The sequence below is a fragment of the Paenarthrobacter sp. NPDC090520 genome (assembly GCF_044769205.1).
Classification (GTDB): Bacteria; Actinomycetota; Actinomycetes; order Actinomycetales; family Micrococcaceae; genus Arthrobacter.
Window position 1 is genome coordinate 1 of the sequence record NZ_JBIVXM010000038.1, and the last position, 14296, is coordinate 14296.

The following is a 14296-nucleotide window of genomic DNA, read 5'->3' on the forward strand; positions in this document are numbered from 1 at the left end:
CCCACCCTCAACCTCGAAACCCCAGCCAACCGGCTTAACCAGCTGCTACAAGCGGCCTAACCCCCCAGCGTTGCTCCCACCCCTTGACTCCGCCGCCCTCAAAACGCGCACAACTGCGACTCAGTTGGGTGAGCCGGACGTGCTTTGGCGGACCACCAGTTCGGGCGTGAAGACGACGGCACGGTGCTTGGTTCCGCCGCTGTCCTGCTCTTCAGCGAGGAGTTCGATGGCGGTCCGGCCCAAGGCTTCGGTGGGCTGGCGGATGGAGGAGAGGGGCACGACGGCGGAGATCGCAAAGTCAATGTCGTCGTAACCGATCAGGGCAATATCCTCCGGGATGCGCACGGTCCTGAGCATGGTGAGCGACTGCATCACGCCAAGCGCCAGGAGGTCGTTGGAGCAGAAGACAGCTTCCGGACGGTCCACCGGCGAACGCTCCACCAACGTGTTGCCCACCTGGCGGCCGGCAAGGACGGTTTGGCCCGCGGAGTCCAGGACCTCGATGGTGGCTCCGTCCACTTCGGAAACGGCACGCTGCGCGCCCTTGAGTCGATGCGCCACCTGACGGATCGACGGGGTGCCAACAAAAGCCAGACGACGGCGGCCCGTCTCCAGCAGGTGCCGGGCAGCGAGGTAGCCGCCTTCTTCATCATCCACGGAAACTGAACTGCAGCGATCAGTGTCGGCCAACTGATCCACCAGGACCGTGGGCACTCCACGTTCACGCAAAGTGTCGATTCGCTCGGCGACGTCACCCACGGGGGAAATGAGCAGGCCCTGGACGCGCTGTTCCTGGAACAAGTCCATGTAGTGCACTTCGCGGGAAGCGTCCTGGCCGCTGTCCCCCACCAGCACCACACTACCCAGCGCCGTAGCGGCGTCCTCTGCTGCCCGGGCTACGGAGGAAAAGAAAGGGTTGCCGACGTCCAGCACGATCAAGCCGATGGTGCGGCTCTGGCCGGCGCGCAATTGGCGGGCGGCGTCATTCCGCACAAATCCAAGTTCAGCGATGGATTTAAGCACTCGCTCCTTGGTGCGCTGCGAGACTCGGTCCGGGTAGTTGAGCACGTTGGAAACAGTGCCCACGGCAACCTTGGCGTGGGTGGCAACGTCTTTGATGCTCGCTGTTTGGGACATGCTTTCCAATCTCCGCTGTCTTCTCGTCTCACCTGCAGGAAACGCCTTGACACCCTCCTTTATCCGAGGGTAATTTGAATCGTAACAAATGAAACGATTCAAAGACGAGTAACCCCGGAGAACCGCAGATGAGGGTATGTTTCCGCTCCTCCGTCCACCCCGAGCTGATGGACGAGTACAAGCGCCGCCACGCAGCCGTTTGGCCCGAAATGCTCCGTGCCCTCAAGGACGCGGGGTGGAACAACTACTCACTGTTTCTCGCGTCAGACGGGCAGCTCATTGGCTACTTGGAATGTGATGACTATGCGCAAGCGCAAGCCCGCATGGCCGTCACCGAGGTCAACGCCCGCTGGCAAGCGGAAATGGCCACCCTCTTCGCCAACAGCGATGTCCCTCCGGACGAGGGCTTCGAGATCGTCGAAGAAGTTTTCAACCTGGAAGACCAACTGGCTTCAGCAAGCAAGGCCGGCAACGCCACCACCCATGAGAAGGAACAAGCATGAACACCACAGAATCGGCCCTGGGCCGCTTGGGAGAACTGGCCATTGAAGTGCCGTCCTGGGCCTATGGGAATTCGGGGACGCGGTTCAAGGTCTTCGGCACTCCGGGTACCCCGCGCACTGTGCAGGAAAAGATCGCAGACGCTGCGAAGGTCCACGAGCTCACGGGCCTGGCCCCGACGGTTGCGCTGCATATCCCGTGGGACAAGGTGGACGACTACACCGCGCTGCGTGAATATGCGGAGGGTCTGGGCGTTGGGCTGGGCACCATCAACTCGAACACCTTCCAGGACGACGAATACAAGTTCGGTTCCCTGACCTCGTCCAACGAATCGGTGCGTCGCCGGGCGATCGAGCACCACCTGGACTGCATCGGGATCATGCACGCTACCGGGTCCAAGGATTTGAAGATCTGGCTCGCTGATGGCACCAACTACCCCGGCCAGGACGATATGCGTGGCCGTCAGGACCGCCTGGCCGAGTCGCTGCAGGAGATCTACGCGGCCCTGGGCGATGAGCAGCGCCTGGTGCTGGAGTACAAGTTCTTCGAGCCGGCTTTCTACCACACCGATGTTCCGGACTGGGGTACTTCATACGCCCAGACCCTGGCCCTCGGCGAGAAGGCGTTCGTGTGCCTGGACACCGGCCACCACGCCCCGGGCACCAACATCGAGTTCATCGTGATGCAGCTCCTGCGCCTCGGCAAGCTCGGTTCCTTCGACTTCAACTCCCGCTTCTACGCCGACGACGACCTGATTGTTGGCGCGGCCGATCCGTTCCAGCTGTTCCGGATCATGCACGAAGTCATCCGCGGCGGCGGCTTCGGCAAGGACTCCGGCGTCGCCCTGATGCTGGACCAGTGCCACAACCTGGAAGAGAAGATCCCAGGCCAGATCCGCTCGGTCCTGAACGTCCAGGAAATGACGGCCCGCGCCCTGCTCGTGGACACCGCAGCGTTGAACGAGGCGCAGCGTGCCGGGGATGTCCTGGCCGCGAACGGCATCTTCAACGATGCCTTCTACACCGACGTCCGCCCGGCCCTTGCCGAGTGGCGTGAATCCCGCGGCCTGCCCGCCGACCCGATCGCTGCCTACAAGGCCAGCGGCTACCAGAAGAAGATCAACGAGGACCGCGCAGGCGGCCAGCAAGCCGGATGGGGCGCGTAAAGCTATGAGCACTGTTGAAGACCTGATTTCCCGTTCCAACCGCCTCGGCGCGGACAAGCGGAACACCAACTTCGCCGGCGGCAACACCTCCGCCAAAGGCACCGAGAAGGACCCGGTCACGGGCCAGGACGTCGAGCTGCTCTGGGTGAAGGGCTCCGGTGGCGACCTCGGCACACTCAAGGCTGAGAACCTTGCAGTGCTCCGGCTCGACCGGCTCCAGGCACTCAAGTCTGTTTACCCCGGCGTCGAACGTGAAGACGAAATGGTTGCCGCGTTCGATTACTGCCTCCACGGAAAGGGCGGCGCGGCACCCTCGATCGACACCGCCATGCACGGCCTCGTGGACGCCGCGCACGTTGACCACCTGCACCCGGACTCGGGCATCGCGATCGCCACGGCCGTGGACGGAGAAGCCCTCACCTCGAAGATCTTCGGCGACAAGGTGGTGTGGGTTCCCTGGCGCCGCCCCGGATTCCAACTGGGCCTGGACATCGCCGCGATCAAGGAAACCAACCCGCAAGCCATCGGCACCATCCTGGGCGGGCACGGCATCACGGCCTGGGGTGCCACCAGCGAAGAGGCCGAGGCGAACTCGCTGTGGATCATCGATACCGCTGAGACCTATATCAAGGAGAACGGCAAAGCCGAGCCCTTCGGACCCGCCCTGCCCGGCTACTCCGCGCTCCCCGAGGCAGAACGGCGCGCCAAAGCGGCAGCGCTCGCCCCGGTGATCCGCGGCCTGGCCTCCACGGACAAACCGCAACTGGGGCACTTCAGCGATGACGCCGTCGTCCTGGACTTCCTCGCCGCCGAAGCGCATCCGCGCCTCGGCGCCCTCGGCACGTCCTGCCCGGACCACTTCCTCCGCACCAAGGTCAAGCCGCTGATCCTGGACCTGCCCGCAGACGCTTCCATCGAAGACTCCGTGGCGCGGTTGAAGGAACTGCACGCCGAATACCGTGAGGATTACCAGGCCTACTACGACCGCCACGCCGACGCCGATTCACCTGCGTTGCGTGGCGCCGACCCGGCGATCGTGCTCATCCCCGGTGTGGGCATGTTCTCCTTCGGCAAGGACAAGCAGACCGCCCGTGTGGCCGGTGAGTTCTACCTCAACGCCATCAACGTGATGCGCGGCGCCGAAGCGATCTCCACCTACGCCCCGATCGAGGAATCCGAGAAGTTCCGTATTGAGTACTGGGCGTTGGAAGAAGCCAAGCTCGCCCGGATGCCCAAGCCCAAGTCCCACGCGACCCGTATCGCGCTGGTCACCGGTGCGGCGTCGGGCATCGGCAAGGCGATCGCCACCCGTTTGGCGTCCGACGGCGCGTGCGTGGTGATTGCCGACCTGAACCTTGAGAACGCCCAAGCCGTCGCGGAGGAACTGGGCGGCGCGGATGTCGCCATCGGTGTCCAGGCCGACGTCACGAACGAAACCCAAATCGCAACGGCGATCCAGGAAGCTGTCCTCGCGTTCGGTGGCCTGGACCTGGTGGTCAACAACGCCGGCCTGTCCATCTCCAAGCCGCTGCTGGAAACCACCGAGAAGGACTGGGACCTGCAGCACAACGTCATGGCCAAGGGCTCGTTCCTGGTCTCCAAGGCCGCCGCCAAGGTCATGATCGACCAGGGCCTGGGCGGAGACATCATCTACATCTCCTCCAAGAACTCCGTGTTCGCCGGGCCCAACAACATCGCTTACTCCGCCACCAAAGCAGACCAGGCCCACCAGGTCCGCCTGCTCGCCGCGGAACTGGGCGATCACGGCATCCGCGTCAACGGCATCAACCCCGACGGCGTGGTCCGCGGCTCCGGCATCTTCGCCGGCGGCTGGGGCGCCAAACGCGCTGCGGTCTACGGCGTGGACGAGGAAAAACTGGGCGAGTACTACGCCCAGCGCACCCTCCTCAAGCGCGAAGTCCTCCCCGAACACGTGGCCAACGCCGCCGCCGTGCTCACCAGCAACGAACTCTCCCACACCACCGGCCTCCACATCCCCGTGGACGCCGGCGTCGCAGCAGCGTTCCTCCGATAGGTCATCCCGTGACAAACGCAGCAACCAGCACCGCCCCGGCCAACGCCGGGGCGGTGCCCGCTCCCCACGTCTTCGCCGCCGTCGACATTGGCGCATCCTCAGGCCGCGTCATGCTCGGCCGCGTCTCCCCCTCCACAGGGGCGACGCTGGAAACCGTGCACAGGTTCCCCAACGGCGTTGTGGAGTACGACGGCGGCCTCCACTGGGACTTCAACGCCCTTTTCGCTGAGGTACTCAAGGGCCTGGCGGCTGCCGCTTCCGTGGCCGCCGGCAACGGCGAACGGATCGCCAGCATCGGCATCGACACCTGGGCGGTGGACTATGGGCTGGTTGATGCTTCCGGGGAGCTCGTCTCGGTTCCCTACAGCTACAGGGACGAACGAAGCCGCTCGACCGTGGCGCGCGTCCACGCCGTCATCCCGCCGGAGCGGCTCTACGCCACCACGGGCTTGCAGTTCCTGCAGTTCAACACCATCTATCAGCTCGCTGCCGAACCGACCCTGGACGGTTTGCAAGCACTGCTCATCCCGGACCTGATCGCCTTCCTCCTCACGGGCCAGCGCCGCACGGAGGCAACCAATGCCTCCACTACGGGGCTCTTCGATGCCGTGGCCGGTGACTGGGCGGTTGATTTCCTGGACGCGCTCGGCCTCCCGCAGGACATCTTCCCGCCGTTGATCCAACCCGGTGAAACCGTAGGCACGCTGCTGCCCTCGGTGGCCGAACGAACGGGACTCGCTGCCGATACCCGGGTGGTGGCCGTAGGTTCCCACGACACCGCCTCGGCCGTTGCCGCAGTCCCGGCATCGGGTGCGGATTTCGCCTACATCTCCTCCGGCACCTGGTCCCTGGTGGGTGTCGAACTGGACAAACCCGTCCTCTCTGAAGCCAGCCGCACAGCCAACTTCACCAACGAACGCGGCGTCGATGGAACCATCCGGTACCTCCGCAACGTGGGCGGTCTCTGGCTGCTCAGCGAATGCCAGCGCACGTGGGCCGCCCAAGGCTTCAACCAATCACTCCCGGCGTTGCTCGACGCAGCCGCGGCACTCCCTCACGGGGGCCCGCACATCAACGCCGACGACCCCGCCTTCACCGCCCCGGACAATATGCCCGAGCGCATCCGTGCAGCCGTGCGGCACAACGGCGAGGTGCTCGCGGACCGGCCTGCCGCCGTCGTGCGTTGCATTCTGGACAGCCTCGCAGCCGGTTACGCCCGCACCCTGGCCGACGCCGAACGCCTCACCGGCCGCGCCACGTCCGTGGTGCACGTGGTGGGCGGCGGCTCGCAAAACCGGCTCCTGTGCCAACTCACCGCCGACGCAACAGGCAAAGCAGTGATCGCCGGCCCCGTCGAAGCGACGGCGCTGGGTAACGTCCTTGTCCAGGCACGTGCGGCTGGTGTAGTGCAGGGCGGGCTGGCGGAGCTAAGGCAGCTCGTGGCGGCGGGAACCGACTTGACGCGCTACGACTGACGCTTCGCTGGTTTCGCGGGAAACGCGCCGGGGCGCTGGAACTTTGCGCGGGTCTTGGCATGTTTCCCGCGTCCACGCGGTGCCATGGCCAGCCCCGGAGCTCAGCCCATGAGCCAGGCCGCCCCCAGCAGCAACGGCACTGCCAGGATGGACGTGGTCACTGCAGTTGATTGGGCGATCTTCTGGCCCACGCCGTACCGGAGCGCGTAGAGCACCACGTTCTGACCGGTCGGCAGGATGGCACAGGCCGTGACCACGAACGTGCTGAAGGAATCCAACCGGAACACGAAGACCGCCAGCACCCAGGCCAAGGCGGGCTGGACCGCTGACTTCAGCACCACAGCAAGCGTGGTGGGCGCCCGGTCTCCGATCCCCTGCCCGGCCGAAAGTCCGTGGAGTGACATGCCGAAGATAATCAACATGAGCGGCACTGCGAGCTGTGCCACGAGCTTCATGGGGTCCAGCGTCCAGTCAGGCAATTGGATGCCGGCCGCGCTCACGATGACGCCAAGGATCGCCGCCACGGTGACGGGATTCCGGAAAGGCGTGGACAGGACGCGCCACACGGACACCTTGGTAGCGGCCGGGTTGGTGAGGTCCAGGATGGTCAGGGCGATGGGAGTCACCAGAGCCAATTGGAACAACATGATGGGCACGACGTACGTGGTGCTTCCCAGGATGTATTGGGACAGCGGGACGCCGAGGTTGGTGGAGTTCACGATTCCCGTGGCCAAAGCGCCGATGGTGGTCCGCCGGACACCCCAGCGGAAGATGGTGCCGGACAGGGCGAACACGAGCATCACCGCCGAGGCTGTGACCACCGAGATCAAGCCCGTCGGACTCAGGACGTCACTGATGTGGCGGGAGGCAATGGTGGAGAACATGAGGCTCGGCAAGCCCACCATGAACGTCAGGGTGGAGAGGACTTTGCTCCCCTGCGGTCCCAGCGCGTTGGTCTTTCCCAGGATGTAGCCCACCAGCAGGACGATGCCCACCACAAAGAAGCCCTTCAGTACTCCGTCCAAGCTTCGTGTCCTTCTATTCGGCAGATGGTGGCCCCCAGCGATGGTAACCGCTTTCACGCCACCCGGGCAGCGAACGTCTGCTACGTCACAGCGCCCGTGAAGGGTCCCGCGCTAAACTGGTGGCACTATGATCCGCACAATGTTCAAGTCCAAGATCCACCGTGCCACGGTGACCCACGCCGACCTCCACTACGTTGGCTCAGTCACGGTTGACCTGGACCTCCTGGACGCTGCCGACATTCTGCCGGGTGAGCTCGTGTCCATCGTGGACATCACCAACGGAGCCCGCCTGGAGACCTACACCATCGCCGGCGAGCGCGGTTCGGGCGTCATCGGCATCAACGGCGCCGCTGCCCACCAGGTCCATGTTGGCGATCTCGTCATCCTGATCACCTACGCCCAGATGACCACCGAAGAGGCCAGGTCATACCAGCCCAAAGTGGTTCACGTCGGCCAGGAAAACCAAATCCTGCAGCTTGGCAACGACCCCGCCGAGGCACACACCCCGGGCCTGCTGCGCCCGCCGCACGCCTTGAGCAACGCGGCGCACCTCAGCTGACCCAGCCACACGCAAACGTACGACGGCGGCACTCACCAGAGTGCCGCCGTCGAGCGCGTTTCCGGGCTGTCCGGATGACGGACCAGGGGTCCGAAAACGCTTACCGGTCGAATAAATCTGATTAGGCTGGAGGCGTGACCCACCTCCTCCCCGCCAGCACAGCGTCATGATCGGCGTCCTCTCCGGGTTCTTCGTGGTGTGGGCCATCATCCTGGTGGGCATGTTCGTTGGGCGGCGCGGGTTGCTCGGTGAGAACGCCCGTTCGGTGCTGAGTTCGCTGACGTTCTTCGTGGCGAGCCCGGCTTTGTTGTTCGAAACCCTGAGCAAGGCCAAGCTCCATGATGTGTTTGCGGCGCCCCTGCTGGTTACCGCCGTTGGGGCGATGATCACGGGCCTGCTGTTCTTCCTGATCGTGAAGTTCTGGCTCAAGCGGAGCCTGCCGGAGTCCCTCATGTCCTCCATGAGTTCGTCGCTGGCCAACTCGGCAAACCTCGGCATCCCCATCGCGGTGTTCGTCCTGGGCGACGCCAGCTATGTGGCTCCACTCCTGATTTTCCAGCTCGCCTTCTTCACCCCGATGTACCTCATGGCCCTCGATGCCAGCACCAGCACGCATCGCACCACTCCCCTGCGCTTCCTGCTGATGATCGTGAAGAATCCGATGATCGTGGGTTCGGCGCTGGGCTTGATCGTGGCGGGCACGGGCTTCCAGGTCCCACAGCTCATCCTGGAACCAATCCATTTGATCGGCGGGGCCGCTATTCCGGCCATGCTCATGGCGTTCGGGATGAGCCTCAATGGTTCAAAGCCCCTCCAGAAAGACACCGGTCGGAGGCTGGATACCTTGCTGGCCAGTGGCTTCAAATTGATCGTGCATCCGCTGGTTGCCTATTTGTTCGCGCGTTTTGCGCTGAACATGGACGGGCACGCCCTGTTCGCGGTGGTGGTGACGTCTGCCTTGCCAACCGCACAAAACGTGTTTGTCGCGGCCAACCGCTACCAGGCGGGAATCACGGTGGCCAAGGACACTGTGTTGATCACGACGGTTGTTGCCGTCCCCGCGATGATCGCCGTGGCCCTGCTGCTCACCTGACCCAACTAGGTCGCATTTGTGCGCGTTTTGAGCCCTCAAAACGCGCACAACTGCGACTCAGTTGGGGTTATTCGACGTCCGCGTGGGCCAGGTAGTGGTCCAGGAGTTGGGCGCAGCGGATGAAGCCCAGGTGCGAGTAGGCCTGCGGATGGTTGCCCAGATGGGTCTCCGTGGCGGGATCGTATTCCTCAGGCAACAAACCCGTGGGCCCAAACAAGGCCACCAGTTGGTTGAACAGTTCCAACGCATCGTCCAAACGGCCAACAGCAAGGTATGCCTCGATCAACCACGTGGTGCAGATGTGGAAGCCGCCTTCCAAGCCCGGCAGTCCGTCGTCGTACCTGTACCGGAAGACCGTGGGACCAACACGCAATTCGCGCTCAACCGCTGTCACGGTGTCAAGGAAGCGCTGGTCCTGGACATCAATGAGCCCGGACAAGCCAATGTGAAGCACGGCAGCATCGAGGTCGGGGCTGTCGTAGGCAACCGTGTAGGAGGCCGCGGAGTCGTCCCACCCTTCGCGGAGGACTTCCTCGCGGATGGTGTCTGCTGTGGAGGACCAGTCGGCATGCGCAGTGCGGCCATGCAAAGCAGCCGCCTTGAGCGCCCTGTCCAGCGTCACCCAGCACATCACCTTGCTGTAGACGTGGTGCCGGGGTGGCCGGCGGGCTTCCCAGATGCCATGGTCCGGCTCGTGCCAGCGCGCAATAACGGCGTGGGCCATCTGCTCCATGAGGAACCAATGCTCATCCGGGAGGTAGCCGCGGCGTTCACCGAGGTCATGGATCAGCTCGGCAATGGGACCGAAGACGTCCAATTGGACCTGGTGGTCCGCTGCGTTGCCGATCCGGACGGGACGCGATCCGGCATAACCCGGCAGGCTCTCCACGATGGCTTCGGTGGAAAGCGGAGCACCGGTCACCGAATACAGCGGGTGCAGCCATTCCGGCCCAGGTGCGTTGTCCAGGATCCGGCCCAGCCAACGCAGGAAGCCATCGGCCTCCTCTGTGGACCCGAGCCCCACCAGCGCGTTCACGGTCATGGACCCGTCCCGCAGCCAGCAGTAGCGGTAGTCCCAGTTGCGGGTGCCACCGATCCCCTCCGGCAGTGACGTGGTGGGCGCGGCCAGGACGGCCCCCGTGGGCTCGTGGACCAGCGACTTCAGGACCAGCGCCGAACGCCGTACCAAGGACGTATTGACGGTGGGTAGCTGCAGTGACTTGACCCAGTCCCGCGAAGACTGCCCGACGGCGGCCCTCCGCTCAGCCTCACCCGCGAGGTCCGCGGGCAACGACTCGGTATCCCCGCAGCGCAGGTTCAGCACGATGGGGCCGTACTGCAGCGGCACCTCGGCGGTAGCGGTGGCATGCCGGGAGTCGTTGGTGATGGTGAAGTCCACGCCCGGGGCGATGAGGATGATTGGATCGGACGTTCCAACCACATGCACTTCGTGGCCGCGGATCTCCATGTTGAAGGGAGCATTGGCGTAGTCCGGCCGGGGCGCGAACACCACCCTTGCCGTGCCGGTGCCGGAAAGCACGCGGACCAAACTGGTGATGCCTTCCGGAGCAGGCTCGAGGTAATCCGTCACCGTGACATCCGCCCAGCGGGTTTCCACGATCATGGTGTTGTCCACGTAGCGCTGGGCCAGCACCGGCGATGGCTTAACGGGTTCGATGCTGAAGTGCCCCGCCGGATCGCCGCCCAGGATGTGGGCGAACAACGACCCCGAATCCGGCAGCGGGTGGCTCATCCAGCAGACTTTCGCATCCGGGGTCAGCAGGGCGGTGGAGGTTCCATTGCCGATCATTGAATGCCGTTCCAGCCCCACGGCGTCCTCGCCGAAGAGCCAGGAACGCCGAAGTTCGAACAGCAAAGCCAGCACCCGCGCAAAGGCTTCCGGGTCCGGAAGCGTGTAGGCCGCCGTCGTCTGTCCCGGCCCGACGTGCAGGCCCAGGTCCGGACCACGCAGGGTGGCGAGTGCCTTCTCGTCGCTCGCCGCATCGCCGGCAAAGAGCGCGGCGCTGACGCCAAGCCGCTGCCGGAGCGTCTCAAGCGCCTTGCCTTTCGCAGGCTCGTCCACTGTCAGGTCCAGCACGGTGCCGTCGACGATGAAATAGACCCCGAACTCGATGGCGATCTGCTGGGATTTGAAGATGACGCGCTCCACCACTTCGGGTGCCGCGGGCCGCGTGTGGACTGCCACGCCAGCGGGTTTGCGCACGATGCTGACGCCCTTCTCATAGGCGACAGCTTCCGTCAGGGCCGTGGCTACCTGCTGGAGCAGCGTTTCGGTGGCGAGGGTCAGGTTGTAGGCAAACCCCATGTCGAACTCAACGCCGTGCGAACCCACCAAGTGGACTTCCGCGGGCAGCCTGGACACCGCGGCGAGGTCCCGCAGCGAACGTCCCGAGATGATGGCAGTGTGCGTGTTGGGCAAGGCCGCGAGCGCGCGCAGGGCCACGGCCGCACTGTCCAGGGGCAGGGTTTCGGTGGAGACGCCCTCGGCCGAGTGCAGCGTGCCGCCGTAGTTGCACGCCACCAGCAGTCCCGGCTCCCGCGAGAGGATCTTCAGGTCCGCCATGAGTTCCTCGGTGATCCCTTGGTCCTCGTGGGGACGGACGAACGAGCGCAGCAGGCCAAGCGGCAGCGAGTTCATCAACAGTGCGGAATCGGCGACTGTTTGGTTCAACGGCGTAGGCATGGCGAATCCTTCCGAAGCGGATACGTATAGTTTCCGCCCGAAATGTTTCCCTCGTATACCGCGTAATTGCAGAAGCGTTAAATTTTTTTCCGGCAGGCCTCCCGGAGCCACCCTGGCGGCCTGCCGGTGGGCGCTGCTGCCTAAGCCGAAACGAGCCCGGCCACCTGGGCCACCAACTCCACCGAGCGAAGGCGTTCCCCGGTACCGGTACTCTGGTGCGCCACGATGAGCTCATCCGCGTCTGCATGCTTGGCGAACTCTTCGAGGTACTCGCCCACAACCTCGGGGGTGCCCACGGCGGAATACTTGACCATTTGGGGAATGTGCTGGCCCTGTGGCGAGTCCAGGATGAGGTCCGCCTCATCGTCGGTGAACTGCCGGCCGCCGCCAAAGAAAAGGGAGACACGGGCGCGCTTCACAGCTTGGAAGATCGCCTGTGCTTCGGCGTTGCTGTCCGCCGCGGTGACGTTCACTCCGGCGATCACGTGTGGTTCGGACAACTGCTCAGATGGTTTGAAGTCGCGGCGGTAGATGGCCACGGCATCACGCAGGGCAGCCGGCGCGAAATGCGAAGCAAAGGCATACGGGAGTCCAAGTTGAGCGGCCAATTGGGCGCCGAAAAGGGAGGATCCGAGGATGTACAGAGGAACATTGGTGCCCTTTCCCGGCGTCGCCTCCACGCCTTGGATGCGCGTGGGACCGGTGAGGTATCCCTGCAACTCAAGGACATCCTGCGGGAAGCTGTCCGACGAGGTGTGGTCGCGGCGCAGAGCACGCATGGTGTTCTGATCGCTGCCGGGAGCACGTCCCAGGCCAAGATCGATGCGTCCGGGGTGCAGCGTCTCCAGCGTGCCGAACTGCTCGGCAATGGTCAGGGGCGAGTGGTTGGGCAGCATGATGCCGCCCGCACCCAGCCGGATGCTGGTGGTGTGGGCAGCAACGTGGGCGATCAGGACGCTCGTTGCCGAGGACGCGATGGCGGACATGTTGTGGTGCTCCGCGTACCAAACCCGGCGGTACCCCAGCTCTTCGGCCTTCTGTGCCATGGCAACGCTGCCGGCGAGGCTTTCCGCTACCGTCTGGTCCTTTCCGATGGTCGCGAGGTCCAGGATGGAAAGAGGAACAGTCACGGGGATGCCTTTCGGTACGTTTCACGGTTGCGGCCGGAAGGGTGGCGGCGCACTTAATCGACAACGACGGCGGTACCCGGCTTATTTCTGTGAGTTGCGTCGCGGACCCTGCCGCAGCCAGTTAAGGCCCCCCATTGTGACCCCGTTCGACGCCCGATTAACCGCTGTGAACGCCTGTATCCCAGCGTGTCAACGTGCTTTGACCACGCTGAACGCCCTGCCGGATAGTTGCAGCCACAAGTACGCATCAGACTTCAATCAAGGGGTATCCATGGCACGTTTCGCAGCCAAAACCGGCGTCACCGCGGCGCTGGCCGCCACTGCTCTTCTGGGCCTCGCGGCCTGCTCGGATCCGGGCGCGACGGCGGCAACCGGGGCGAGTGCTCCGGCGTCGAACGCTTCTTCCAGCGCAACAACCAAAGAATTCAACCTGACGCCAGAACAAAACCGCATCAAGGTCGAGGTCGACTCCGCCGCTGCCGCGCAGGTGCCGGACGCCATCAAGGCCGACGGCAAGCTCACGGTCGTAACCACCGGCGGCGCGGCGCCATTGAGCCTCTTCGCCTCCGACAACAAAACCCTCATCGGCAGCGAAGTGGACATCGCCTATGCCGTGGGCGAGACCCTCGGCTTGCAGGTCGAAGTCCTTCCGGTCGCCTGGGCGGACTGGCCGCTCGGCGTCGAATCCGGGAAGTATGAGGCCGTCCTTTCCAATGTGACAGTCACCGAGGCCCGCAAGGAAAAGTTCGACTTCGCCACCTACCGCAATGACCTCCTGGGCTTCTACGCCAAGAGCGACTCGGACATAGGCGAGGTCAAGGAAGCCAAGGATGTTGCCGGCAAACGCATCATTGTGGGCTCCGGAACCAACCAGGAAGCCATCCTGGTTCGGTGGGACGAGGAGAACAAGAAGAACGGCCTGAAGCCGGTTGACTTCCAGTACTACGACGACGACTCCGCCTCCCAGCTGGCCCTCCAGTCCGGACGTGCGGACCTCACGTTCGGACCGAACGCCTCCGCAGCCTACAAGGCCGCCAAGGATGGCAAGACCAAGCAGGTGGGAACGCTTGAGGGCGGCTGGCCGTTGAAGGCAGAGATCGCTTTCACCACCAAGAAGGGCAACGGCCTGGCTCTCGCGGCCCAGACTGCCCTGAACAAGCTCATCAAGGATGGCAACTACGGCAAGATCCTGGACCGTTGGGGCCTCTCCTCCGAGGCGATCCCTGCCTCGGAACTGAACCCGGCAGGCCTGCCCAAGAAGTAGGAACCGCTCTCGGCAGGCAGACCTGCCGACGCCGAATCCCCGCCGGACACCAACCGGCGGGGATTCTTGCGTTGCGCTCCCCCAACTGGGTCGCATTAGTGCGCGTTTTCAGAGGGCGGAGTCATAGGGTCGTTGCAACGCTCTGATTGATGGAGCGTGTTGTGGTCAGGAATTTTTCGTTGGACGCCCGGCGGGAGTTTGTTGATTT

At 64.2% G+C, this 14296-nt stretch carries 11 protein-coding genes; 7 read left to right on the forward strand and 4 right to left on the reverse strand.

Annotated elements, in window-relative coordinates:
- Positions 1 to 120: 120 nt before the first annotated feature.
- Complete coding sequence (locus tag ACIQTZ_RS23475) at positions 121 to 1137, reverse strand: LacI family DNA-binding transcriptional regulator (RefSeq protein WP_402984686.1); 1017 nt, start codon at positions 1135 to 1137, stop codon at positions 121 to 123.
- A 128-nt stretch (positions 1138 to 1265) separates the two neighbouring features.
- Here ACIQTZ_RS23475 and ACIQTZ_RS23480 point away from each other — a divergent pair, with 128 nt between their 5' ends.
- Genes ACIQTZ_RS23480 through ACIQTZ_RS23495 form a run of 4 tightly spaced genes read left to right on the forward strand, consistent with a single transcriptional unit; the run spans position 1266 to position 6313 of the window.
- On the forward strand, positions 1266 to 1640 hold the full coding sequence (locus ACIQTZ_RS23480) for an L-rhamnose mutarotase (RefSeq protein ID WP_400337647.1): 375 nt from the start codon (positions 1266 to 1268) through the stop codon (positions 1638 to 1640).
- A complete protein-coding gene (rhaI, locus tag ACIQTZ_RS23485) occupies positions 1637 to 2803 on the forward strand; it encodes an L-rhamnose isomerase (RefSeq protein ID WP_402984688.1) in 1167 nt (388 codons plus the stop codon). The genes ACIQTZ_RS23480 and rhaI overlap by 4 nt, the downstream gene beginning before the upstream one ends.
- 4 nt (positions 2804 to 2807) lie before the next feature.
- Positions 2808 to 4838 (forward strand): bifunctional aldolase/short-chain dehydrogenase, encoded by a 2031-nt coding sequence (locus ACIQTZ_RS23490; RefSeq protein ID WP_402984690.1) that lies wholly within the window; start codon positions 2808 to 2810, stop codon positions 4836 to 4838.
- Positions 4839 to 4846: 8 nt separating this feature from the next.
- On the forward strand, positions 4847 to 6313 hold the full coding sequence (locus ACIQTZ_RS23495; RefSeq protein ID WP_402984692.1) for a rhamnulokinase family protein: 1467 nt from the start codon (positions 4847 to 4849) through the stop codon (positions 6311 to 6313).
- A 101-nt stretch (positions 6314 to 6414) separates the two neighbouring features.
- Here ACIQTZ_RS23495 and ACIQTZ_RS23500 read toward each other — a convergent pair whose 3' ends face one another.
- A complete protein-coding gene (locus ACIQTZ_RS23500; RefSeq protein WP_402984695.1) occupies positions 6415 to 7338 on the reverse strand; it encodes an AEC family transporter in 924 nt (307 codons plus the stop codon).
- 127 nt (positions 7339 to 7465) lie between these two features.
- Between ACIQTZ_RS23500 and panD the strand changes: the two genes are divergently transcribed.
- Positions 7466 to 7897 carry an aspartate 1-decarboxylase gene (gene panD / locus ACIQTZ_RS23505; RefSeq protein ID WP_400337660.1) on the forward strand — a complete coding sequence of 144 codons (432 nt, stop codon included), beginning with the start codon at positions 7466 to 7468 and terminating at the stop codon, positions 7895 to 7897.
- Positions 7898 to 8063: 166 nt separating this feature from the next.
- Positions 8064 to 8990 (forward strand): AEC family transporter, encoded by a 927-nt coding sequence (locus ACIQTZ_RS23510; protein WP_402984698.1) that lies wholly within the window; start codon positions 8064 to 8066, stop codon positions 8988 to 8990.
- Between the two features lie 67 nt (positions 8991 to 9057).
- Here ACIQTZ_RS23510 and ACIQTZ_RS23515 read toward each other — a convergent pair whose 3' ends face one another.
- The gene (locus ACIQTZ_RS23515; RefSeq protein WP_402984701.1) at positions 9058 to 11694 is read right to left on the reverse strand and encodes a trehalase-like domain-containing protein; all 2637 of its coding nucleotides are present in this window, start codon (positions 11692 to 11694) and stop codon (positions 9058 to 9060) included.
- Positions 11695 to 11834: 140 nt separating this feature from the next.
- A complete protein-coding gene (locus ACIQTZ_RS23520; protein ID WP_402984704.1) occupies positions 11835 to 12824 on the reverse strand; it encodes an LLM class flavin-dependent oxidoreductase in 990 nt (329 codons plus the stop codon).
- 271 nt (positions 12825 to 13095) lie between these two features.
- On the opposite strand from ACIQTZ_RS23520, the gene ACIQTZ_RS23525 reads away from it, so the two are divergent.
- Positions 13096 to 14088, forward strand: a complete 993-nt coding sequence (locus ACIQTZ_RS23525; RefSeq protein WP_400337672.1) for an ABC transporter substrate-binding protein — start codon at positions 13096 to 13098, stop codon at positions 14086 to 14088.
- The last annotated feature ends 208 nt before the right edge of the window (positions 14089 to 14296 follow it).